Raw genomic sequence first — 25,602 nt, forward strand, 5'->3', positions numbered from 1 at the left:
GATGGCGCGGCTCGAGCCCCCAGGGAAGGGTTTACGGCGTCTTTACGATCTGCCTGTTTTCACCACTACAGGCACTTTGTCATTAACCTCATGATTACAATGTCCCACCGCTCTCCTCAGTGCGCATTTCCGCATTCTCTCTGGCGACCCGTTTGGCGTATCGCTGCGCCAATACCGCACAAACCATCAACTGAACCTGATGGAATATCATCAGCGGCAATACCATAACCCCCACTACCGAGGCAGGAAACAGCACATTAGCCATCGGAATTCCATTAGCCAGACTTTTCTTCGAACCGCAGAACACAATGGTAATTTCATCGGCAGTATTGAAACCCAACCAACGGGCAGCCAACGTATTGACGACCAATACCAATGTCAGCAAGACCATTGAACAAACCAATATTGCCAGCAACGACCAGCCGTCGATTTGATGCCAAATCCCCTGCACTACCGCCTCACTGAAGGCAACATAAACCACCAACAGAATCGATGACCGGTCAGTAATATTGACCAGTTTCTTATGACGCTCAACCCATTTGGCTATCAGTGGGCGTGATAAGTGACCGACAATAAACGGCACCATCAATTGCATGACGATAGAACCGATAGCATGCAAAGTATCAGTATCGCCCCCCTGGGTATGCATCAACATCCCGACCAGAATCGGTGATAAGAATACACCGAGGATACTGGATGCCGAGGCGCTACATATGGCAGCAGCAACATTGCCTCCGGCCACCGAGGTATAGGCGATAGCGGATTGCACTGTCGCTGGCAATGCACACAGATACAGGAACCCCAGATACAACGTTGGCGTTAACACCCCGGGAACTAACACATTCATACCCAATCCCAATAGCGGGAACAGGGCAAAGGTACTGAGGAATACCACCAAATGCAGTTTCCAATGCCCCATGCCGGAGACTATAGCGGCGCGGGACAGTTTGGCACCGTGCATAAAGAACAGTAATGCGATAGCCGCCGTCGTCAGGTGTTCAAACCCTACTTTGACCTCACCCTCACAAGGAAAGATGGAGGCAATAATAACGACCAGTATGAGTACCAATAAGAACTTATCTATTCGTAAGCGTTGTAACCAAGACATGCAAAAGTATTCCTTCAATATACCCTTCGCTCTGGAAGCTGCGGGGGTGTTAGCTACGCTTACTCACCCGAATCACTTACTGATGTAAGCTCATCGGGATTTGTTCGCTTGCTGCCTACCCGTAACTCCAATAGCTTTGGGTATAGTTTAAAAAAAACGAAGAGGTCTAACTCAATGTGCAGTGACAACTGGCAGCGTTTTTTTCTGTTGATCAGAGGTAATGCCCAACTCAATCAACTCCATCACCGTAATCGCTTCAGATGCTGGCACTGGATTGGCTGCCGTACCCAAAATGGCTTCACGGATCCCAGCATAGTAAGCAGGATAATTACCCGGTAATGTCAGCAGAGGTTTCTCGGCCAGAACACCATCATGTGACAGTGTCACGACACCATCGCGCATGTCATAGCCCCAGTCAGCCTGCGGTAAACGCTCACCCGCTTTCAGTCGGTCTTCCTGCGGATCTAAACCAAATTTAATGTAGCTGCCTTGCATGCCGTGGACGATATAACGCGCAGTTTCTGCCGCCGCCAAAACGGTGCCATGCAACACCACACGTTGATCTGGATAACTGAGAATGGCATGGAAGTAGTCAACCGACTGCGCCCCTGGACGTAGCATTCCTAAATCCACATTTAAGCTGTCTGGCAAACCAAAGAGTTGCAGCGCTTGATCCAGTAAATGCGGCCCCAGATCGTACCAAATACCGCTGCCAGCGCCGCCTTGCTCGCGCCAGCGCTGACGGATTTCAGGGCGATAACGGTCAAAGTGAGATTCAAAATAGACGATTTTCCCCAGCGAACCTTCCGCCAGTAGTGTTTTTAATGTCAGAAAATCACTGTCCCAGCGGCGATTATGGAATACAGATAATAGCAGCCCAGCTTCGTCAGCCTGTTTCTTCAGATCTCGTGCTTGTGACAGTGTCACGGTAAACGGTTTATCGACCACCACATGTTTACCGGCTGCCAGTGCCCGCTGGGCCAAAGGGAAATGGGTATCATTGGGGGTTGGAATAACGATGAGTTTAATTGAAGGGTCATCAAATAAGGCTTGCGGATCAGAAACGACAGTCATTGACGGCCAATCTGCATGAACTTTACTGGCATCACTACTGGAAACCCCTGCCAGTTCCAGCCCAGGCGTCCCCATTATCAGGGGAGCATGGAATGTTTTACTGGCGTAGCCATAACCCAGTAAACCCACTTTTATTTTTTCAGCCATCACATATTTCCTCTTGCCCGGTATCACTCGATACAATCGATTTGACACTATGATGATTCCCGCGACAAGAGGTAATTTTTTGCTGCACGAGACCAGCGGCATTAAACCCTTACGATGCCCTCGCCATTCTCGCGCCATTCAGGGTGGCGTAAGCTGCGTTGTGGATAATTGGTTTCAATGCTGCGACGCCTGAAATCACTGGGGCTAACCCCTACGCGTTTGCGGAATACTCGGGAAAAATAAAGCTGGTCGTCATATCCCACCACCCGACCAATGGTCGCGATCGGTTCTTGCGTGGTTTGCAGTAATAATTTAGCGCGGATCACCCGCTGGTCTTCGCGCCAGCGCAAGATATTAATCCCCACTTGCTCGCGAAACAGGTGCGCCAAGCGTGACGGTGATAAACAGACATGGCGGGCAACTTCATCGATGCGCAACTCACCCGCCAAATTGCCGGTGATAAATTGGCATGCTTCGATCACCCGTGGGTCCATAATACGTTGCGGGCTGAGAGGATCTTCTTCCATTGAACGTAGCAATAGCCGCTCTAACAAATTCATCCCTAGCTCTTCACCAAACCGCCGCCCGGATTTTTGTGTCTGTTCTATATTGGCAAACAGACGATCGAATTCCAGCAACAAGTTATTGTTGGGTAAGGATAAACGCCCTACTTCATGGGTTTTACTGTGCCACTCCAACCAATCTGCCCAATAGGCCCGAGGACGGAAATAGACCCAGCGATGATACCAACAATCACTGTTAGGTGAGCGACCATAATAATGTGCCGCTTTAGGCGGAAAGAGCAGCAAATCACCAGGGTTACTGTAAAAGGTGTTTTCACCATCAAAGATCTTGCCCTGACCCTTAATGGTCAGATTCAAGATATAACCTTTCATGCCGCCGGGCCGGTCGATAAAGAAATCGAGTGGTCCATCAGCCAGAATCGGGGTTAATCCAGCCACCAAATAAGCGTTAAAAGTGTAGCCTGGCAGCAAGGGATTGGGTTGTGGTTCCTGAACCATTCGATGGTACATTGAGTCTCCTTGGTGTCATTTATGCGCTTATACCCGTCATACATCAGTTTATCGGGCAGATTTCAAACTGCCCGATAGTGATAACAAAATTGTGAGCCACGGTGGGTTTTTATGGACTTTCCTGTCATCCGTGCACTTATACCGTCCGTTTAGCCAGCTGTTTGTAACGGTCGAAGATAACCGCTGCCAGCAGGATCAAGCCGCGCACCACGTATTGCGAGAACGGGGAAATATTCAGTAGGTTCATGGCATTTTCCACTGTCCCCAGAATCAAAATACCGGCGATGACATAGGAAATTTTGCCAATCCCGCCTTTGAGGGATACCCCACCCAGCACACAAGCGGAGATGACTATCAACTCATAACCAATCGAGGTCATTGGCTGACCACTGGTCATACGTGAAGCCAGGATGATCCCCGCAGCGGCGGATACCAGACCAGACAACACAAAGATAATGATTTTGGTACGTACCACCGGAACACCGGCCAAACGAGCGGCATCTTCATTACCCCCGATCGCCAGTGTATTGCGGCCAAAGGTGGTTTTATTCAACAAGAAACCAAACAGTGCCAGGCAAGCAATAGTGATCCAGATAGGCGCAGGCAAACCCAGCCAGTTGGTGTAACCGAGCGCGAAGAAACGTTCATCTTCGATACCCACAGCTTTACCATCAGAAATAATGTAAGCCAGACCACGAACAATCTGCATGGTTGCCAGAGTGGTTATCAGGGCGTTTATCTTCAGCCGGGCAATGACAAAACCGTTGATCAGACCACATAATGCGCCCAGTAACAAACCCGCCCCCACCCCCAGCCATAAGCTTTCAGTCATATTGATGACTACCGCGGTGGTGACCCCCGCACAAGCAATAACTGATGCGACAGATAAGTCAAAATCACCGGATGCCAAACAAAACAGCATACCGCACGCCACCATCCCGGACATTGAGATAGCCAGCCCCAAACCTTTCATATTGATAAAGGAGCCAAAATTAGGCACAAATATGACACAGCCAATAAACACCACGGCGAATACCACCAGCATGCCGTAGCTATCCCAAATGCGAGATAGCCCCAGCCCTCTTTTAGCGGGAGCCTCTTGCGGTGGCTGCGACTGAGGTGATGCAGGGGTTTTCTTATCTGAACTTAACGTCACACTGGACATGGATGTATTCATTACAATCTTCTCCTTCACAATCAGGCCACCGCTGGTGCGGTATCCGTCGCAATATTCGGGGTACGTAGCATCGCCAAACTGAGCGCTTGCTCTTCAGTGGCATCATCGTGATTTAACTCACCGGAGATGGCTCCTTCGCGCATCACCACAATTCTGTCCGCCAGCCCAAGAACCTCTGGCAAATCGCTCGACGCAAACAGCACGGCAATGCCCTGTTTCGCCAGTTCATAAATCACGTTATAGATTTCATGCTTGGCGCCGACGTCAATACCGCGTGTCGGTTCATCCAGCAGGATCACTTTCATATCCTCAGATAACCAGCGGCCCAAAATGGCTTTCTGCTGATTTCCTCCGGAGAGATTCATAATCAACTGCTGAGGGCCAGGGGTTTTGATATTCAAGGACTGAATGCGTAGTGCGGCGTTCTCTTGTTCCCAGCGATTGTTAATCAGGCAGCCAGCGGTCAGTGTTTTGCGGCGGGCGCTGATATTGATATTGTCCTGCACCGAATGCACTGGAATCATACCGTCGGCTTTGCGATCTTCCGGACACAGCATGACACCGGCGGTAATGGCATCAATCGGCGAGCGAATAGTGAGCGGCTTGCCATCCAGTAACACCTGCCCACTGCTCAGTTTGGTACCACCAAATAGCCCTTTAAGTAATTCGCTGCGCCCGGCACCGACCAGCCCAAACAAGCCGACAATCTCACCTTGATGTACGGTTAGGCTAATGGGAGATTTCACGCCAATGGCTTTGACGTTTTGTAATGTCAGGCGCTCAGGCCCAATGTCACGCGGCAGATAACCATAAATATCCCCCAGATTGCGCCCGACCATGGCTTGTACCAGCGAATCATTATTCACCTTATCCATATCATCAAAAGTACGTACGTAGCGGCCATCTTTGAACACGGTAATGGCATCACTCAGCGCAAAGATTTCTTCCATACGGTGAGAGACATACAAGATGACGCGCCCTTCAGCACGTAACTCCCGGATCACCCGGAACAGTTGCTCGATTTCCCGCGCAGAAAGCGAACTGGTCGGCTCATCAAACGCAATAATTTTGGCATTACGCGCCAGTGCCTTAGCAATTTCCACCATCTGCCATTGGCCGATGGAGAGGTATTTGAGTGGCGTATCGGGGTCAATATCCAGCCCCAAATGTTTGAGTTGTAAGCTGGACTCATAACGCAGTAATTTACGATCAACCATGCCCATCTTGGTGGGCAATTGGCCCAAATAGATATTTTCTGCCACTGTCATTTCCGGAACCAAATGCAGTTCCTGATAAATGATTGCCACGCCCGCATCAAGCGCTTCGGTGGTATTGGTAAAATTAACGGCTTTGCCTTTAATATGAATCTCACCCTGAGTCGGGGTGTAATTGCCGCTGAGAATTTTCAGCAGAGTCGATTTCCCTGCGCCATTCTCCCCCATCAGGGCATGGATTTGCCCGGCCTGACAGGTAAAACTGATATCATCCAGCGCTTGCACACCGGGGAAACTTTTTCCGATGCCACAAAAAGCCAGATACGGTGACTGTTCGGCTTCCAGCTCGGCTTGTAACGCAGAATGGAGTGCTGACATGATGGTTTCCTTATAAAGTTTGGGTTGCAGCGGGGCCAAATATCAAATGACCCCGATGCGCCATAGCGTGTAGTGGAATTACATCAAGCCTTTCTTCTCTAACTCAGTTTTGAAGTTATCGCGGGTGATCAGCACCACATCAGTCACTTCAGTAAATTTCGCTGGCTCAACATCTTTGGTGACCCAGTCATGCAGCATCTGAATGCTCTTATAACCGTGGATATCCGGGCTGGGTAACAGAGAACCGTAGAAGCCAGTCGCCTGACCTTTGGACAGTTCGCTAACCGCATCAACCCCATTGATACCAATGCCTATCACATTCGGAGCCTTAAAGCCCTGACCTTCAGTGGCACGCACACCACCCAATACGGTGTTGTCGTTCATCCCGACGATCAGCCAGTTTTTCACTTCAGGATGCTGTACTAACATAGAGTTAGCGGCATCGAATGCCCCTGGGATATCATTGGATTTAGTGGGAACTTTGTAGATCTGTTTTTCCGGGAAGCCCGCAGTTTTCAATGCGTCCATTGAGCCAGAAGTGCGACGGCGCGCGGTATCCAGCTCATCAGAAGTGATCGCCATAACAGCGGTTTCCCCTGGCTGCCACCCCCGTTTATTCATCTCTTTCCACAGTTCTTGCCCTTGGCGCTCACCAATTTTGGTCGCCGCCATCATCACCAATGGCACGCTCTCCATGGGTTTACCTTTGGCATTGACGAATTGATCGTCAACGGCGATCACTTTCAGGTTATAACTGCGAGCCTTAGCTTCAATGGCGGGCCCTAGTTTCGGATCAGGGGTACAGATAACGAAACCTTTCGCACCACTGGCGGCCAGACTGTCGATGGCATTTAGGGTTTTTTCACCATCGGGCACGGCTATTTTTATCACTTCAAAACCTAAATCTTTGCCCGCTTTATCGGCAAACTTCCACTCGGTCTGGAACCAAGGCTCTTCAGGTTGCTTAACTAAAAATCCTAGTTTCATGCTTTCGGCAATAGCTGAATGTGACATAACTGCCGCTAACCCAACCACTGCCAGCGCTTTAGTTAATTTATGCATAGTGTTCTCCGGACTTTTTTTGTAGGAAGAGATATTTTTTGTTTATTTAATCAACACCAACAACAATCAATTGTTTTTCAGTGGAAACGTTATCAATCGTATTTTTCAACGTTAATAAGCTTTAATCCTTTATTAAAAGCGACCTAACCTCACCATATCCGCTAAGACGGGAACAGTTTTAACGTTAATTACGTGTCAGAATGTAGAGCGCTATCACATCCAGGGATTACAGTTTATTTATCCATGTATTCAGCAAATTTAACCTATTGCTAACTTTTGACTAGCATCACAAAAACGCTATAGGAAGCAGAAAAGTGCATACTTCCAGCTATTGACTCCTCACCTCTTGCTGTCACTCACTCCTATCTTTGTTAGCAATTAATAGGGTTAGTAATTAATAAGTAATTGCCCTTGAATCCTTGTTTTCAGTAATGAGTTAGGAGCAACCACCATGACAGGCGACGTTATATCGGCAGACCGCCCTTTTTTGACAAAAGAGGCTATCTCGCTCGGGTTGGATTTTGGCAGCGATTCCGTTCGGGTATTGGCGGTGGATTGTCAGGATGGCACCGAGATAGACACTGAAGTTGTTTACTACCCTCGCTGGCAGAAAGGCCTCTACAGCCACGCTGCGCAAAACCAGTTCCGCCACCATCCCCTCGACTACATCGAAGCCATGGAACAGGCTATCCGCCAAGTCGTTAGCCGCCTGTCAGGAGAACAACGCCAACACATTATTGGCATCGGCGTTGATACCACCGGTTCCACCCCCGCACCGATTGATGCACAAGGTCAGGTATTGGCGTTACGTCCTGATTTTGCTGAAAACCCTAATGCAATGTTCGTACTATGGAAAGATCACACCGCCATAGAAGAAGCTGAAGAAATCAATCGGTTATGTCGCAGTGGCGAATTTGAGGATTATTCGCGTTATATCGGTGGGGTTTACTCTTCTGAATGGTTTTGGGCGAAAATTCTGCATGTCACGCGCGCCGATAAAGCGGTGCGAGATGCAGCGGTATCATGGATTGAGCTATGCGACTGGGTTCCCGCGCTACTTTCAGGCACCACTTCTCCTAAAGATATTCAGCGGGGTCGGTGCGCTGCGGGGCATAAAAGCTTGTGGCACCCATCATGGGGAGGATTACCGCCGCGTGAATTCCTGGCCGCACTTGATAACAGTTTAGTCAGCCAACTCGATTACCCGATGTTCACTGATACCTATACCGCTGAACGCCCGGTCGGTCTGATTACCGCTGAATGGGCCGAGCGTTTGGGGCTGCCTGCGACTGTGGTTATTTCAGGTGGTGCATTCGATTGTCATATGGGTGCCGTCGGTGCCGGTGCTCAACCTTATACTTTAGTTAAAGTTATTGGCACTTCTACTTGCGATATATTGATTGCCGATGAGAAGTTAGTCGGTGAGCGGGCTATCGCCGGAATTTGCGGGCAGGTAGAAGGTAGCGTAGTTCCCGGCTGGATTGGTATGGAAGCGGGCCAGTCAGCATTCGGTGACATGTATGCCTGGTTCAGCCGTTTATTGAGCTGGCCACTGCATCAAGCTGCACTGACACAACCAGAATTACAACCACAGTTAAAACAGATTGAATCTACCCTGCTGGCTTCACTGACGGCTGAATGGGCTAAAAATCCCTCACTTGATAATCTGCCAGTGGTATTGGATTGGTTTAATGGCCGCCGCACCCCGAATGCCAATCAGCGACTAAAAGGCGTTATCACTGATCTCAATCTGGGAACGGATGCTCCCACGCTATTTGGTGGGTTTATCGCTGCCACCGCATTTGGTGCCCGCGCGATTATGGAATGCTTCGAACAGCAAGACATTCCGGTAGAGAACGTGCTGGCATTGGGCGGTATTGCACGCAAATCACCGGTTATCATGCAGGTTTGTGCTGATGTTATGAACCGACCAATCCAAATTGTGGCATCCGATCAATGTTGCGCTTTGGGCGCGGCGATTTTTGCCGCTGTTGCCGCCGGTGTGTTTGTTGATGTACCGACAGCACAACAACATATGGCGTGTAAGATTGAACGCACTCTGACACCTAATGCAGCACAAGTTGCCCGCTATCAACAGCTTTATCAACGCTATCAACAGTGGTGTCTATCCGCTGAGCCACACTACGCACCGGTAACCGAAGCGTGATTAACCGGCTGATTTATAACTTTATGCTGTATAAAAATTGATTAAATGGAGTATCCGATGGACGTATTCAAGCAATCAGAAGTGTGGTTTGTGATAGGCAGTCAAAACCTGTATGGCCCTAAAACTCTGCAACAAGTTATGGATAATGCCCATCATGTCGTCAATAGCCTCAATAGTGAAGCGGGCTTGCCGGTCAAACTGGTGCTTAAACCTTTGGTGACCACGCCAGATGAAATTACCGCGTTGTGTCGTGAGGCCAACTACGATACCGCCTGTATTGGCGTCATGACCTGGCTACATACCTTCTCACCGGCCAAAATGTGGATTGGTGGACTGAGTATTCTGAATAAACCGTTGCTGCAATTCCATACTCAGTTTAATGCTCAAATCCCATGGGAAACCATGGATATGGACTTTATGAACTTGAACCAAACTGCTCATGGTGGCCGTGAGTTTGGTTTTATCGGCGCACGTATGCGCCAGCAACACAGTGTTATCACCGGTCATTGGCAAGATAAAGAAGCTCATCAGCGGATTGGCCAGTGGATGCGCGTTGCGGCAGCCAAACAGGAAAGCCAACAACTGAAAGTTGCCCGTTTCGGTGATAATATGCGCGAAGTCGCAGTAACTGAAGGGGATAAAGTTGCAGCACAAATCCAGTTTGGTTACTCGGTGAATGCCTATGGCATCGGTGATTTAGTCACCGTGGTGGATGCGGTCAGCAAAGGTGAGATTGATGCCTTGGTTGAAGAATATGAAGCCACTTACCGGCTGACAGATGCGGTGCAACTGAATGGCAATAAACGCGAAAACCTACTGGATGCCGCGCGTATTGAATTGGGTATGAAGCGTTTTCTGGAACAAGGTGGTTTTAAGGCTTTCACCACTAACTTTGAAAATCTATATGGATTAAAACAGTTACCGGGCTTGGCGGTTCAACGCCTGATGCAACAAGGTTACGGTTTTGGTGGCGAAGGTGATTGGAAAACCGCTGCATTATTACGCATTCTGAAAGTCATGGGTACCGGCCTAAAAGGCGGCACCTCCTTTATGGAGGATTACACCTATAACTTCCAGCCAGGTAATGATCTGGTGGTGGGTTCCCATATGCTGGAAGTGTGCCCATCTATCGCCAAAGAAGAAAAACCACTGTTGGATGTGCAGCATTTAGGTATTGGTGGTAAAGCCGATCCCGCCCGGTTGATCTTCTCGACTCCGGCAGGCCCGGCACTGAATGCCAGCTTAATCGATATGGGTAATCGCTTCCGCTTGTTGGTCAATGTGGTTGATACCGTCGAGCAACCGCATCCGTTACCAAAACTACCGGTAGCGCGCGCTATTTGGCAAGCTCAGCCTTCACTGGCAACCGCCGCCGAGGCATGGATTATCGCGGGTGGTGCGCACCATACCGTGTTCTCACAAGCTATTGGCGTGGATGAGTTGCGTTTGTATGCTGAAATGCACGGCATTGAATTCCTGCTTATTGATAACGACACCACATTGCCAGCATTCAAAAATGAAATTCGCTGGAATGAAGTCTATTACCATCTGAATCGCTGAGTCAGGCATATCCGTACATCACGATAAAGGGGTTTCCCCCCTTTAGACTGCTGACACACCTCGACAACTCGATCTTGCAAGGTGAAGGCAGGTAGAAGAGTAAAGCGTCCGCGCCAGGGAAGGCGCGGTTCGAGCCTACAAGGATGCTTGTTTTAACAAAAGAAGTACGGCGTCTTTACGATCTGCCTGTTTTCACCGATACGGGCACATTGTCATTAAAACCCCCCTTTATTTATTCTGTCTGTAATCGCCACAGGCGTGCATAAGTGCCAGATTTATCCAACAACTCTTGATGGTTACCCTGCTCTAATACTTGCCCCTCTTTTAACACCAAAATACGATGACATTGACGCAAGGTGTTTAAACGATGTGCAATGCAGATTACTGTGCGATTACGCGTGATTTCCGGCAACTGGCGCATAATCGCCGCCTCAGACTCATAATCCAGCGCACTGGTTGCTTCATCAAGAATCAGTATTTTGGGATCCGCCATCAGTGCTCTCGCCAATGCAACTCGCTGCCGCTGCCCTCCCGATAACAAACTGCCGCGTTCGCCAACGGGCGTTTGATAACCCTGTGCTAGTGCAGCAATAAAGTCATGTGCGCCAGCTAATCGAGCAATATGCTCAACATGAGCATCATCAGCGTTTGGCCGACACTGGCATATGTTGTCACGTATCGAGCCAGAAAATAGTACGCTCTCCTGCAACACCACACTCATCTGACAGCGCAATGTGGTGGCATCCGTAATAGCCAAATCCTGCCCGTCGACCAAAATTTGCCCGTGTTGTGGCGTATATAATCGTTGGAGTAGCTTGGTTAATGTGGACTTTCCGCAGCCAGATGGGCCGGTAATACCAATAAACTCACCACCAGCAATCTCTAAATTAAGGTTTTGTATCACTTCGGCGGTATCGGGTCGATAACGGAAACGTACCTGTTTAAAAGCCAGCCCCCCTGGGCTATTCGAACTCGATAACAACCCAGCGCTGCCCGGTTCAGTGGGATAATCCAGAATGGTACCAATGCGTTTTAGCGCCACCTGCGTATGCTGAAAATCTTGCCAGATTTGCGCCAAACGCAAGATAGGCTGAGTGACATAACCCGAAAATAACGTAAACGCGATAAACTGGCCGGGGCTAAGCTCTCCGTCCAATACCAACGTGACACCAACCCACAATAAAATTGCCGAAGTCACTTTATTAATTAAACTGATACCTTGCTCAGCAATATTGGCAGCTCTGGCACAAGCAAATGAGGCACGGACATAGTTTGCCAATGAACGCCGCCAACTCCGATTAAACTGGTTTTCGGTGGCAGATGTCTTGATAGTTTCCAATCCACTAATCGCTTCGGTGAGAAATGCCGTATTCTGTGCACGGGTTTCATATTGGCGCTCCACCCGCTTACGTAGCATTCCGCCCGCAGCCCACCAAAACAGCAGATAACAAACCAGAGAGAACAAGACTATCCATGTCAGTGGTTGGCTATAGCAAAACATCACTGCGATAAAAGTGCTGACAAAAACCAAATCCAGTAGCATGGTTAAAGCAGAACCAGTTAGAAAGCTGCGAATTTGCTCCATTTCTCGCACTTTAGCGATGGTTTGTCCGGTTTGTTGTGAAGCGAAGTAACCCAGTGGCAACCCCATTAAATGGCGATAAAGCCCGGTATTAAGCTCGGCCCCCACTCGGCTGGATAAATGTGAAAACAACCACCCGCGTAAAAAGGTATAGCAGGGTTCCACAATCGCCAGCGCAATCATGGCAATTCCCAGCACCATTAGGCTGCCCATCCCGCGGCTCACCAGAACTTTGTCGATAACCGTTTCAAATAGCATCGGCGTCACCAGCAAAATCCCCTGCAATAGCAATGAAACCAAAATGATATTACGCAACTGGAGGCGGTATTTGGTGATAACCGGAATAAACCAGCTAAAGCCAAAGGGTATTTTCTTTTGCTCATGCAGCTCAGCTTTTGCCAATAATATGGCCTCGCCACACCACAAGCTGGCGAGTTCCTGCCGGCTTATCTGTTTTTGTAGATGTTGTTGCTGACTATCGGCATAACAATAAATGCTCGCTTCTTGTTCATTAAGGGCCAATAACACGTACCACTGAGTATCACAACTGAATAGCAGTGGCAGCGTCAGATTGTCCAGACGTGAAATGGGATAGTTCACCGCCCTGGCCCGCAAGCCAATCCAATTAGCACAGCGACATAGAGTAATATTATCGATATCTTGCGGCGCTAATCCGACCTTATGTGCCAAGTGTGAAGATTCAACAGCCAAATCAAAACAGGCCGCAGCACGGGCCAGCGCCGCCAACGGTTGATTAACCTGAGTCGTGGTTGAATTCATCATTATCAACGCTCCCTCATGGCTTCGGATTGGTACTGCTGCAACGGGCTGAGTAAGTAATCGATAACCCGCCGACGGCCGGTCTTAATCTCTGCGCTGACAGACATACCTGCTGATAAACGCACCGGTTTCCCCTCGACGGTCAGTGTGTCGCTGTCGAGTCGAATGCGTGCCGGAAACACCAAGCCTTGCTGTTGATCTTCCATGGCATCGAGGGAAATATGTTTGACTTCACCAGAGAGAGTACCGAATCGGGTATAGGGGAAGCTGTCTATTTTGACTTCCACCGCCTGACCCGGTAGAACAAAACCGATATCTTTATTGAGGATCATCACATCCAGTTCTAGCTGGTGACTTTCTGGAACCAAGATCATAAGCGGTTGAGCACTGGTGACGACACCGCCCAGTGTATGTACCGAGGATTGCTGTATCACACCGTCGACGGGTGCACGTAAAGTTTGTTGCCGCTGTTTTTCCGTTAACTTAACCAACTCTTGCTTTAGTTGGTTGATAACTTCGTGAGCCTTATTCAACTGCTCCTGATAACTTCGTTTCTTCTCAGCTAAATAGTGCAATCGGACTTGCGCAAGGTTGCGCATTTTAGCGCGCAGAACAGCTTGCTCACTCTCTAAACGATTGCCCTCCGCGCGCGCATTTAACCACTCCCGTTCTTGTATCAATACCTCAGCTTCAGCAATTGCCTTGGATTTCACCAGAGTTTGTAGTGCCTGCAATCTTTGATGAATATTTTTCATCAAAGCCTTGTGATGAGTAATATTGGTACTTCCGGCCTGAATATAAGCCTGATTAACGGCTCGCTCGCTGTCTTGACGTGCCAGCTCGGCGTTAACTTCATCATATTCTTTCGTCAACAGGGATTTAGCTGTCATGACTAAATTCTCAGGGCTATTATCGGGATAGATGAAATTCGTCAGAGGGGCATCAGTGAGCAGCGCCGACATTCGCGCGGCCTCCAGCGAACGGTGCATTAATTGTTGGTTGATATTATTAACTTCAGCATCGACCCCAATGGGGTTGAGTTCTAACAGCACCTGACCGGCAACCACCCGGTCACCATCATGAACATTGATTGCCACCACAACACCAGGCTCAAGTGACTGGATAATTTTGGAATGTTCAGCAACAATCACTTTCCCATTTGCTGATGCATGAATATCTAGCCTTCCCGCAATCGACCAAACTAATACCAATAACAATGTCAGTGCCAAAAACCAGGCAGTACGCCTTGCCAATGGCGCTACCGGACGCTCTACAATATCCAGATAGGCCGGAAGAAAGTCATATTCGTCGCGGGTTCGTTTCGTTGCGTGATGGCGTTGCCAGCGTTTTTTTAACCCGTCGAAAATGGCTAATTTCGCCCAAAATTGCATCAACTTCATTGTGATTCCTCATGGCTAAAGTCGGCTTGCTGCTGCCAAAGTTGGGCATAGATACCGTTCTGCGCCAACAGTTGGTCATGATTTGCCAGCTCAGCCACACAGCCTTGTTTTATGACGGCAATACGATGACAGTGCCGCACCGTCGAAAGGCGGTGAGCAATGGTAATGACGGTGCGGTTGGCAATAATGCGGGACATATTTTTCTGAACTTCAGCCTGCGACTCATCATCCAGAGCACTGGTCGCCTCATCAAAAATCAATACGCGGGGATTGGCCAGTAGAGTACGGGCAATCGCAATACGCTGACGTTGCCCACCAGAAAGGGATGCCCCGCCTTCAGACAGCACGGTGTCATACCCTAGCGGCAAGGCCAGAATAAAATCGTTCGCGCCCGCCAGACAGGCCGCATCAACGACGTCACTCAGTGAGGCAGTTGGCCGAGAATAGGCAATATTTTCACGAACAGTGCGGTTAAACAGGTAGTTTTCTTGCATGACCACACCGACCTGACGACGTAGATACTCAGGAGAGAAATGATTTATCGGGTAACCATCAATATTAATAACACCCTGTTCAGCGATATAAAGGCGCTGTAACAGCCGCGCGACCGTACTTTTTCCTGAACCTGACGGGCCGACCAGCCCGACATGCTCTCCCGCGCGCAGTGATAATGAGAAATGACGCAATACAGGATCAAGATCGGGGCGATAACGGAAAACCACATTGTCCAAGGTGATATCACCGTTAATTTGGCGATTAGACGGTGCGACACCCGTGGCTTGCTCGACCGGCAAACTTAAAATATCGGATATCAGCATCAGCCCAACTTTCGCTCGTATACTCTGCTGCCATAAATCAACCAACTTACTCATTGGCATTAATGCTTGTACCGCCAGCATATTAAAAGCAATTAACTGCCCGATACTCAGTTGCACAGACATGACTTGATATGCCCCAATAACAATCACCAGCGCACTGGCCAATTTTTGCAGTAACTGGGCACACTGGCTGCTGAAGTTTTGCAGGTTTTGCACCTGAAAATTAGCTTGAGCGTAGTCTCGTGTTTGCGTCTCCCACCGCTGCTGCATCTGCGGTTCTAAGGCCAGGCTTTTAACGGTTTCAACGCCGGAGACAGTTTCGGTTAAAAATGCACCATTCTGAGCGGCGCAACTGCACAACACTTCAACTCTCTTTTGCAAGGGACGGGTGGTTAATGCCGCTAATAACAGATATAGCGGCAGTGTAGCCAGGACAATTAATGTCAGGAGCGGCGAAATACACCACATAACAATAAATAAGATGAGGGTAAAAACAACATCAACACATAAGGTCAGCGCTGTCCCGGTAATAAACTCACGAATATTATCCAGCTCACAGACTCGCGCCACAATATTCCCGACATGTCGTTGCTTAAAATAACTTAATGGTAACTTTATTAAGTGATTAAATAGTTTACCCCCCAATAAAATATCCACTCGAGTTGTGGTATGACTAAAAATATATTCACGCAAAAACTTCAGTACAACCTCATATACTCCTACCACCAATAATACGATAATTAACACGTCGAGAGTCGTTAGTGCATTATGCACCAGGACTTTATCCATAATAACCTGAAAGAAAAGTGGTGATATCAATGCCAGAAACTGTAATAGCATTGATAACACCAGCACCTGAATCAGGGATTTGCGATGGCGTAATAAAACGGGGATAAACCACCGAATATCAAAGCGTGAATGGCTACAATAGAATACCACCCCCCCCCCACATCTCACTAAGTAGCTGATAGCTAATTATTTGTGGTTTACTGCTATCAGCATGCTGCAGCAATGCCTCATTATCATTTAATCGTGCTAATAAGATAAACCTGCCCTCTGTATCACGAAATGCCAGTGGTAACTGCTCAGGTTTTATTTTATTTAATGCCCGTTTTTTCATTTTAAAACGGGTCGATGTCGCTCGTGATAACTGTGATAAATATTGTTGCAATGAGGCGAGTGGCCCCCTGGTCGAAAGATCAACAGCAGCATTTTTACCCAATATTTCTACTGACTCCGCATTAACCCCTGCTAAGCGAAGTAATCGCGCAGCACAGACCAAAGAAGAGTGAATATGATTTCCCATAAATTAGACTACCTATAATTTTACCGTCAAAAACAAATAATTGTTCATGAAACCATAGAATATGACCATGGGATTGTAGGGCTTCTTTTATATACCACTTTTATAATCTAAGAATTTAAAATAAAACCGATCTCAAAATTTCTTTAATTTCATCAAAAAAAACAAAACTCACAAAATTAAAATATAAAAAGTAGAAATCGCAATATTGGTGTTATGGGTTAACCCGCAAACACCATCGCGCTATCAGCGGCGGTGGCCTCACATTTATTGATTTGTATCGCCAATTTTTTAGCGCTTTGTGTGATAATTTCGCCGTGATTTATAGTCATCGTGATTGGCCACCGCCGTTTTATCACCACTAACAGGAACTTTCGCACCATGACACCGACACTGTCTTCCTCTGCCGATGCTCTCCCTTCACTAGCAAATATGAGTCCTGAAACAAATTTGCTTCCCATTCAGCAAATTGCACAACAATTAGGCTTGAGCGCAGATGATTTAATCCCCTATGGTCACCCTATGGCGAAAGTTGATATCCGAGCATTACGGCCCGGTGGCCCACAAGGCAAACTGATTCTGGTTTCCAGCATCACCCCAACCCCGCTGGGGGAAGGTAAAACCGTCACGACCATTGGTTTAAGTCAGGGAATCAACCGCTTAGGCTATCGCGGGATGGCTTGCATCCGTCAACCGAGCCTTGGCCCAGTCTTTGGTGTTAAAGGGGGAGCGGCTGGCGGTGGTGCGGCACAAGTGTTACCCATGGAGAAGTTGAACCTGCATCTGACCGGTGATATCCATGCTATTAGCGCAGCACATAATTTGGCAGCGGCGGCGCTGGATGCACGTCTGTATCATGAACAGCGCATGGGCTCGGCTTTTAGTCAACAAACCGGCATGCCACTGCTAAATATTGATGCTCAACAGATCCTCTGGCCGCGAGTGGTTGACCATAATGATCGGGCGCTGCGCCATATTCAGGTCGGTGTGGGCGGCGGTACTCACGGTGTTGAGCGGCACGACCATGTGGAAATTACCGCAGCATCAGAACTTATGGCCATTCTGGCGTTGTCAGAAAGCTTGCACGACATGCGCCAACGCATTGGCCGGATAATTTTGGCCCACAGCACTAGCGGGCAAGCCATTACGGCTGATGACTTGGGGGTGGCAGGTGCCATGACGGCGCTAATGAAAGAGACCATCCACCCAACACTGATGCAAACCAGTGAACAGACGCCGGTGCTTATCCACGCCGGGCCATTTGCCAACATTGCCCACGGGAATTCTTCAGTGCTGGCTGACCGTCTGGGATTGCAGTTAGCAGACTATGTGGTGACGGAAGCCGGCTTCGGTTCTGATATGGGCATGGAGAAGTTCTTTAATATCAAGTATCGGCAATCTGGTATTGCGCCATCCTGTGTGGTTCTGGTCGCCACATTACGTAGCCTGAAAGCCAATAGTGGTGTTTTTGATATCAAACCGGGCCAACCTCTGCCTGCTGAAATTCTCGATACCAACATGCCTTTATTAAGCCAAGGTTGCGCCAATCTAAAATGGCATATTAATCATGCCAAAAGCTATGGCTTACCGGTGGTGGTGGCCGTCAATGGCTTCCCTGACGACAGCCCGGAAGAGCTGGCCTTTTTAGCCGACTATGCGCTATCTGCTGGCGCAGTTGCCTGTGAAATCAGTGAGGCTTTTGCCAAAGGTGGCGCGGGCACCACCGCCTTGGCTCAGCGCGTTATCGATGCTTGCGCTCATGCATCTCCTCCAGTACTGGCGTACCCTGACAGTGCCTCATTGGAGCAGAAAATAGAGATTTTGGCGCAGCGCTATGGCGCCCGTGAAGTCACGTTCACCCCACAAGCACGTCAGCAGCTTGACTCAATCACTAAGGCGGGTTTTGGTCATTTACCGCTGTGTATCGCCAAAACACCGTTGTCCATCAGCGCAGATGCCAGCTTAAAGAATGTTCCACGTGACTTTGTGTTGCCTGTCACCGCCTGTGCGGTGTCAGCCGGTGCCGGATTTGTGCGCATTTATGCTGGGGATATTATGACCATGCCGGGTCTGGGAACACAGCCTGCGTATTATCATATTGATATAGATGACGAAGGGTGTATTCGCGGGTTAAGCTAGTGTGATGTAGAGAAGGGTTAACTGCATAATGGGTTATCCCTTTTGATGAATATATAAAAGGCGCACTATGTCTCAACCTAAGGAATATCAACGTATTGGCGGCTGGCTATTGGCCCCTCTGGCTTATTTGATTGTGACATTGCTCAGTGCCAGCTTAATGTTGGCACTCTATGCTATGGCGATTTTTACGCCAGAATCCAGAGAATATCTGGTGACCAACTCGCAGGCATTTACTTTGCAATGGTATTTCTCCGTGGTCACCACGCTCTTAATGTGGATTTATACCTTATGGGTCATCTGGCTATTCTGTAGCCGCTCACAGCGATTCCCTAAATGGTTTATTCTCTGGCTATTACTTACCGTATTATTGGCATTAAAAGCCTTTGCTTTCTCGCCTATCAGTGATGATATCGCCTTACGTACCTTGGGTTGGCCCCTGCTGGCGGCGGCGGTTTTTGTGCCTTACATGAAACGTTCGCAGCGAGTGAAGCATACTTTTATTGAGTATTAAGCCAATTGCGCACTTTTTCTTCCAGGTATCCAATAGATTTCAAGGCGCAGGAAGGCGGCAAGCAAGAGCATCCCGATGAGCTGACACAAGTCAGTGATTCGGGTGACAAATCTGTCGGGAGCAGATTTGAACGCTGCTCGCAGCGGCCTCGTAGAGGCGAGGCCCATGGACGGGCCGAGTAATTGAGTGCAGCCAACACACCTGCAACTTGAAATATGACGGATAAAAGGGTAATAACCTTGCTCTTCATCTGTTGTTCTTAAGCCGCCAATTTTAGATAATAGGCGGCTTTACTTTTTTTGACTCCGCAATGATTTTTTGGGCTCCGTAATGACTTTTAGGTTCTGCAATGACTGAATACCTGCTGCTATTTGTCGGTACTGTTTTGGTAAACAACTTCGTTCTGGTCAAATTTCTTGGCCTGTGCCCTTTCATGGGTGTCTCCAAAAAACTGGAGACCGCCATTGGTATGGGGCTGGCGACGACTTTCGTACTGACATTGGCCTCGGTTTGCGCCTGGATGGTCAACAGCTTTATTTTACTGCCACTTGGGTTGGTCTATTTGCGGACGCTGGCCTTTATTTTAGTTATCGCGGTGGTGGTGCAATTTACTGAGCTGGTGGTGCGCAAAACCAGCCCGGCACTTTATCGCTTGCTGGGGATCTTTTTGCCGCTCATCACCACAAACTGTGCGGTATTAGGTGTGGCCTTACTTAATGTCAATCAATCACACAATTTTATGCAATCGGCAGTCTATGGCTTCAGTGCCGCCGCCGGTTTCTCTTTAGTCATGGTGCTGTTTGCGGCTATCCGTGAGCGGCTGGCTGTCGCTGACGTTCCCGCCCCCTTCCGTGGCTCGTCCATTGCCCTGATAACCGCGGGGCTGATGTCATTGGCCTTTATGGGCTTTACCGGATTGGTGAAGTTCTAATGATGTCGTTATGGATTGCCATTGGTGCATTAAGTACATTGGCGCTGATTTCTGGTGCCGTGCTAGGTTTTGCTGCCCGCCGTTTCCAGGTTGATCAAGACCCGGTTGTCGAGCAAGTTGATGCTATTTTACCGCAAAGCCAGTGTGGTCAATGTGGCTATCCCGGCTGTCGCCCGTATGCCGAAGCGGTATCAGCGGGTGGTGAGAAAATAAACAAATGCGCTCCCGGTGGCGAGCAAGTGATGCTTAAGCTGGCCGAATTGCTGGCCGTAGAGCCACAACCGTTGGATGGTGACGAAGCTGCCGCCCACCCGCAGCGCAAAGTGGCTTTTATTGATGAAGCAAATTGCATTGGTTGCACCAAATGCATTCAGGCCTGTCCGGTTGATGCCATTGTTGGCGCGACCCGAGCCATGCATACGGTTTTGCCGGATCTCTGCACCGGTTGTGACCTTTGTGTCTCGCCGTGCCCGACGGACTGCATTGAGATGATCCCGGTTGCTACCACCACCGCCAACTGGAAGTGGGATTTAAGCACCATCCCAGTTAAAAACCTTCCCAGCCAATTAGCTGCCTCGCAGATGATTCCGGTGAAAATGATAGATGTGGAGCAACATGTTTAAGCTGTTTACTGCCCGCAAACACGACAATATCTGGGAGTTTGATGGGGGTATCCATCCGCCAGAAATGAAGCTGCAATCAAGTCGGGTTCCAATGCGTATCGCGACTTTGCCGGAACAATTAATCGTTCCTTTGCAACAGCATTTGGGGCCAGAAGGCGAACTGCGCGTCAGCACCGGTGAGCGGGTGTTAAAGGGTCAACCGCTGACTGTTGGCCGTGGCCGTACGGTGCCGGTACATGCACCAACTTCCGGCGTCATCACGGCAATTGCGCCGCATACTACTGCCCACCCCTCCGGTCTGGCAGAGCTGTGTGTACACATAACTCCCGATGGTGAAGACCGCTGGCGCGAGCAACAGCCGTGGGCCGATTACTCGCTACACGATAAAACCTCCCTGCTGGAGAGGATCCATCAGGCGGGTATCGCCGGTTTAGGCGGCGCGGGGTTCCCTACCGCTAGCAAACTACAGGGCGGTTTGAACAGTGTAACCACACTCATTATTAATGCTGCCGAGTGTGAACCTTATATCACTGCCGATGATCGCCTGATGCAAGAACATGCCTCAGAAGTGGTCTTGGGGACACAGATTTTAATGTACTTGTTGCAGCCGCAGCAGGTGCTGATTGGTATTGAAGACAATAAACCCGAAGCTATCGCCGCCCTAAAACAGGCATTACGCGGTCAGGATAAAATACAGCTGCGGGTAATTCCTACCAAATATCCGTCAGGTGGGGCCAAGCAACTCACCAAGATCCTGACAGGTAAAGAAGTACCTTACGGTAAACACTCATCATCCATTGGCGTATTAATGCAAAACGTCGGTACTGTAGTGGCCATTAAGCGGGCGATTATTGACGACGAGCCATTAATTGAACGCGTGGTGACATTAACCGGTGATGCATTATCAAAACCAGGTAATTTCTGGGCCAGAATTGGCACGCCCGTACTGCATTTGTTGAAACTGGCCGGTTTTACACCGCAAAACCAACCGATGGTGATTATGGGCGGCCCATTGATGGGCTTTACCCTACCCAGTCTGGATGTACCGATTGTTAAGATCAGTAACTGTATTTTGGCTCCCACGGAAGCCGAAATGGGGTTATCTGAGCCTGAACAGTCGTGTATTCGCTGCGGTTTGTGTGTAGATGCGTGTCCGGCGGGTTTATTACCTCAGCAACTCTATTGGTTTAGTCGTGGCGAAGAGCATGAGAAAGCGCGCAATCATAATTTATTTGATTGTATCGAATGCGGTGCCTGCGCCTATGTTTGCCCAAGTAATATTCCTTTGGTGCAATATTATCGTCAGGAAAAGGCCGAAATACGCACCCTTGATCAAGAAGCTGAACGTGCTGCACAAGCGAAAGCGCGTTTTGAAGCTAAGCAGGCACGCCTTGAGCGGGAAAAACTGGCGCGCGAATTGCGCCACAAACAAGCCGCCGTCAAGCTGACAGATGTAGACCAACAGAGGGTTGAAGCGGCTGTCAGTCGTTTAGCGCGTGAATCTAATAATACAGATTCAACTATCAGTGTGACCCTTGGGCAAACACCCGATAATAGTGCCGCTATTGCTGCTCGTGAGGCTCGTAAAGAACAAGCTCGAGCACGTCAGGTAGAGAAAAAGCTTGCTACCGCCGAACCAGAAACTGATGCTATTGACCCACGTCAGGCCGCAGTTGCTGCGGCTATTGCCCGCGTTAAAGCTAAAAAAGCCGCGCAAGCTCAACTTGAGTCAGATGCGGTGAAAAGTGACAGTGAAGTATCAGAGGAAGATCCGCGCAAAGCTGCTGTCGCCGCTGCTATTGCCCGAGTGAAAGCCAAAAAGGCCGCACAAGCTCAACTTGAATCAGAACCGGTGAAAAGCGAAAGTGAAGCGCCAGAGGAAGATCCGCGCAAAGCTGCCGTGGCGGCGGCTATCGCCCGCGTGAAAACCAAAAAGGCTGCACAAGCTCAACTTGAATCAGAACCGGTGAAAAGCGACAGTGAAGCACCAGTGGAAGATCCGCGCAAAGCTGCTGTCGCCGCTGCTATTGCCCGAGTGAAAGCTAAAAAGGCTGCGCAAAGCGCATCAGCCGTTAAACCCTGACGAGGTAAGAACTGACGCGCTTTTGCCGTCGCAGTTGAGCGTCAGTTCACGGACATAAGGTAGGTGTAGGTAGATGTAATATCACGTAATTTAGATTCGGCGTGGCAACTATCGACCTCAATCACTTCCATTTCAATACCACCGCCGAACTCATCACGCAGCTTGGGCAGCACTTCATTAAACAAATATATTGAAAACTTGATACATTCTTTAGCATTACCTTGATGAGAAATAGCCAGAAACTCTCCCTTAGGAATTGAGATACTGTCTATCTCTCGATGCCCTTGAATTTCATGCCGTTTTTCTTTATCAATTGCCGTCGAATAATACATACTTTTCTGCCCTTGCTGATCCTTATTGGCAGAAAACAGGGAATACACTCGCTGGCAAGAGAAGTTAACTTCCTTAAAAAAATCGAGCATAATTTCATCTTTCATTGCCATGCAAGAGGAATGCTGCCCGCTGCAATGATTATGTTCATCAAAATTCAGCTGCCGGGTAAACCCGACCAGCTCTTGCGCAGGTAAAGATACCCGTTTGATTTCTGGCGTGTAATTCTCATAGAAGTTAAAGCGCGGAAGCATTCCCTGCACATCCCACTGATCCATCTGGCGAAAACTATTGGGCGTGACACCAAAGCGCTTCTTAAAGGTACGAGTAAAGGTCTGTTGTGAGTCGAAACCCAATTCATCAGAAATCTCAATGATTGGCCGACGCGAAATGCGTAGAGCAACAGCCGCGCGCGTCAGTACCCGTCCACGTATATAGGAGGCTAATTGTAACCCCACAATACTTTTAAATTTTCGTTGCAGATGCCATTTTGAATATCCGGAAATTTTTGCCACATCATCCAAGGTAGGACGTTTTTCTAAATTAATTTCAATCCATTCAATTAATTCATCTATAAACAATATGTCTTCGTTTATCATTTCATTGTTCTTTAAATATATAATTACACTGCATACTACATTAATCTATCATTATGCCAACGCTTTTCTCAACTCTCATTTCTCACGTTAATAAATCGTTAACTTACAATTAATTACAAATAAAACAATCATATCATCTATTATTATAATCGCCTGCTGCCCCCTGACTGTCACTTAAGTCTAATTACATATGCAGGTAAAAATCCTATTTTCACTAATTGCTTGTAACTACCCGGATATAAATTGCAAGTTAATTTTTTTGATTGGCGCTGTTTATTAAACATACCTGCTTTCTTAATAGAGCGGCAAATGATGAACAATAACCCTACGATTAGGGCGTATTACACTTTGCTTGAATAGGGTAGAATGCTGCACCAATATTATCCCCCTGACGGCTGAGTGTATTGACGCCCGCAAGCATCGACTTGCCCGCGCAACGCCTGCGTTTGAGAATCCTGATAAGTATTTGACATATGGTTACAATTTCATGAAATTCAGGCCTGTAACATCGACCCAGAACAAAGGGTTGCAGATAGCCAGTTCCCCTTTTACACATAATCAACGTAGCACCCGCAGTATTATGCTGCTGGTTATTTTAGCCTGCATTCCGGGGATTATTGCCCAGACTTACTTCTTTGGCTATGGCAGCCTAATCCAGGTTGCACTGGCTATCATTACCGCCGTGCTGGCCGAAGGCGCTGTCTTGCATTTACGTAAACAGCCGGTACTGACACGATTACAGGATAACTCTGCCCTACTCACTGGCTTATTGTTAGGTATCAGTCTGCCGCCACTTGCCCCTTGGTGGATGATTGTTCTGGGTACTGCATTTGCCATTATTATTGCCAAACAACTTTACGGCGGTTTAGGCCAGAATCCGTTTAATCCAGCCATGGTCGGCTATGTTGTATTACTGATTTCATTCCCGGTACAAATGACCAGTTGGCTTCCTCCGCTGCCATTACAGGGAACGCCGGTTGGATTCTATGACAGCTTATTAACTATTTTCACCGGATTCACCCAAAATGGTGCCGATATTCACCAATTGCAGATTGGCTATGATGGGATAAGTCAGGCCACACCGCTCGATAACTTTAAAACCTCACTGCGCTCCCAACCCGTGGAACAGATTCTGCAACAACCGATTTTTACCGGGGGGCTGGCGGGTATTGGTTGGCAATGGATTAACCTCGGTTTCCTGGCGGGCGGCCTGTTGCTGCTATGGCGTAAAGCCATCCACTGGCATATTCCGGTGAGTTTCCTGTTGGCTTTGGCAGGTTGTGCTGCTATCAGTTGGATGATTGCGCCACACAGCTTCGCCCCCCCTATGTTGCATCTGTTTTCTGGTGCCACCATGTTGGGTGCTTTCTTTATTGCAACCGATCCGGTCAGCGCCTCTACAACACCTCGTGGTCGGCTGATTTTCGGCGCATTGATTGGTATTTTGGTGTGGCTGATTCGCGTTTACGGCGGTTATCCCGATGGGGTAGCATTTGCGGTGCTGCTGGCCAACATCTGTGTTCCACTGATTGATCACTACACTCAACCACGCGTTTATGGTCATCAGCGTGGGCATAAATAA

17 protein-coding genes and 1 pseudogene are annotated in these 25,602 nt (G+C 48.6%); 8 read left to right on the plus strand and 10 right to left on the minus strand.

Annotated elements, in window-relative coordinates:
• Positions 1–94: 94 nt before the first annotated feature.
• The 6 genes from QSV56_RS08065 to QSV56_RS08090 all read right to left on the minus strand — a co-directional run bounded on the left by QSV56_RS08065 (position 95) and on the right by QSV56_RS08090 (position 7,194).
• A complete protein-coding gene (locus QSV56_RS08065) occupies positions 95–1,108 on the minus strand; it encodes a bile acid:sodium symporter family protein (RefSeq protein ID WP_019079451.1) in 1,014 nt (337 codons plus the stop codon).
• 171 nt (positions 1,109–1,279) lie between these two features.
• Positions 1,280–2,329 carry an oxidoreductase gene (locus tag QSV56_RS08070; RefSeq protein WP_046694982.1) on the minus strand — a complete coding sequence of 350 codons (1,050 nt, stop codon included), beginning with the start codon at positions 2,327–2,329 and terminating at the stop codon, positions 1,280–1,282.
• Positions 2,330–2,430: 101 nt separating this feature from the next.
• Entirely contained in the window at positions 2,431–3,363 is a 933-nt protein-coding gene (gene araC, locus QSV56_RS08075) for an arabinose operon transcriptional regulator AraC (RefSeq protein ID WP_019079453.1), read from the minus strand.
• 136 nt (positions 3,364–3,499) lie between these two features.
• The gene (gene araH / locus QSV56_RS08080) at positions 3,500–4,528 is read right to left on the minus strand and encodes an L-arabinose ABC transporter permease AraH (RefSeq protein ID WP_026018224.1); all 1,029 of its coding nucleotides are present in this window, start codon (positions 4,526–4,528) and stop codon (positions 3,500–3,502) included.
• A 32-nt stretch (positions 4,529–4,560) separates the two neighbouring features.
• Positions 4,561–6,132 carry an L-arabinose ABC transporter ATP-binding protein AraG gene (gene araG / locus QSV56_RS08085; RefSeq protein ID WP_301211842.1) on the minus strand — a complete coding sequence of 524 codons (1,572 nt, stop codon included), beginning with the start codon at positions 6,130–6,132 and terminating at the stop codon, positions 4,561–4,563.
• A 78-nt stretch (positions 6,133–6,210) separates the two neighbouring features.
• Positions 6,211–7,194: an arabinose ABC transporter substrate-binding protein gene (locus tag QSV56_RS08090; RefSeq protein ID WP_019079456.1), complete on the minus strand. Its 984-nt coding sequence runs from the start codon at positions 7,192–7,194 to the stop codon at positions 6,211–6,213.
• Between the two features lie 451 nt (positions 7,195–7,645).
• On the opposite strand from QSV56_RS08090, the gene QSV56_RS08095 reads away from it, so the two are divergent.
• Entirely contained in the window at positions 7,646–9,361 is a 1,716-nt protein-coding gene (locus QSV56_RS08095) for a ribulokinase (RefSeq protein ID WP_046050907.1), read from the plus strand.
• 57 nt (positions 9,362–9,418) lie between these two features.
• Positions 9,419–10,921, plus strand: coding sequence for an L-arabinose isomerase (gene araA / locus QSV56_RS08100; protein ID WP_005164787.1), 1,503 nt, complete (start codon positions 9,419–9,421; stop codon positions 10,919–10,921).
• A gap of 232 nt (positions 10,922–11,153) precedes the next feature.
• On the opposite strand, the gene QSV56_RS08105 is transcribed toward araA, so the two are convergent.
• The 3 genes and pseudogenes from QSV56_RS08105 to QSV56_RS08115 all read right to left on the minus strand — a co-directional run bounded on the left by QSV56_RS08105 (position 11,154) and on the right by QSV56_RS08115 (position 16,807).
• Complete coding sequence (locus tag QSV56_RS08105; protein WP_263816484.1) at positions 11,154–13,286, minus strand: type I secretion system permease/ATPase; 2,133 nt, start codon at positions 13,284–13,286, stop codon at positions 11,154–11,156.
• A gap of 2 nt (positions 13,287–13,288) precedes the next feature.
• Positions 13,289–14,683 (minus strand): HlyD family type I secretion periplasmic adaptor subunit, encoded by a 1,395-nt coding sequence (locus QSV56_RS08110; protein ID WP_301211848.1) that lies wholly within the window; start codon positions 14,681–14,683, stop codon positions 13,289–13,291.
• Positions 14,680–16,807, minus strand: a pseudogene (locus QSV56_RS08115) (peptidase domain-containing ABC transporter). The gene QSV56_RS08110 and the pseudogene QSV56_RS08115 overlap by 4 nt, the downstream one beginning before the upstream one ends.
• A gap of 378 nt (positions 16,808–17,185) precedes the next feature.
• Here QSV56_RS08115 and QSV56_RS08120 point away from each other — a divergent pair.
• The 5 genes from QSV56_RS08120 to rsxC all read left to right on the plus strand — a co-directional run bounded on the left by QSV56_RS08120 (position 17,186) and on the right by rsxC (position 23,091).
• Positions 17,186–18,943, plus strand: a complete 1,758-nt coding sequence (locus QSV56_RS08120) for a formate--tetrahydrofolate ligase (RefSeq protein ID WP_050327964.1) — start codon at positions 17,186–17,188, stop codon at positions 18,941–18,943.
• A gap of 67 nt (positions 18,944–19,010) precedes the next feature.
• Positions 19,011–19,454: a DUF2569 domain-containing protein gene (locus QSV56_RS08125; protein WP_011816280.1), complete on the plus strand. Its 444-nt coding sequence runs from the start codon at positions 19,011–19,013 to the stop codon at positions 19,452–19,454.
• A 349-nt stretch (positions 19,455–19,803) separates the two neighbouring features.
• Positions 19,804–20,385: an electron transport complex subunit RsxA gene (gene rsxA, locus QSV56_RS08130; RefSeq protein ID WP_013649928.1), complete on the plus strand. Its 582-nt coding sequence runs from the start codon at positions 19,804–19,806 to the stop codon at positions 20,383–20,385.
• Positions 20,385–21,008 (plus strand): electron transport complex subunit RsxB, encoded by a 624-nt coding sequence (rsxB, locus tag QSV56_RS08135; RefSeq protein ID WP_005169885.1) that lies wholly within the window; start codon positions 20,385–20,387, stop codon positions 21,006–21,008. Before rsxA ends, rsxB begins: the two co-directional genes overlap by 1 nt.
• Positions 21,001–23,091 (plus strand): electron transport complex subunit RsxC, encoded by a 2,091-nt coding sequence (gene rsxC / locus QSV56_RS08140; protein WP_301211854.1) that lies wholly within the window; start codon positions 21,001–21,003, stop codon positions 23,089–23,091. The genes rsxB and rsxC overlap by 8 nt, the downstream gene beginning before the upstream one ends.
• 41 nt (positions 23,092–23,132) lie before the next feature.
• Here the strand turns inward: rsxC and QSV56_RS08145 are convergent, their stop codons facing one another.
• On the minus strand, positions 23,133–24,020 hold the full coding sequence (locus QSV56_RS08145; RefSeq protein WP_019083149.1) for a helix-turn-helix domain-containing protein: 888 nt from the start codon (positions 24,018–24,020) through the stop codon (positions 23,133–23,135).
• Between the two features lie 487 nt (positions 24,021–24,507).
• Between QSV56_RS08145 and rsxD the strand changes: the two genes are divergently transcribed.
• On the plus strand, positions 24,508–25,602 hold the full coding sequence (gene rsxD / locus QSV56_RS08150) for an electron transport complex subunit RsxD (RefSeq protein WP_046050901.1): 1,095 nt from the start codon (positions 24,508–24,510) through the stop codon (positions 25,600–25,602).

The sequence above is a fragment of the Yersinia sp. 22-579 genome (genome assembly GCF_030433455.1).
Taxonomy (GTDB): Bacteria; Pseudomonadota; Gammaproteobacteria; order Enterobacterales; family Enterobacteriaceae; genus Yersinia; species Yersinia enterocolitica.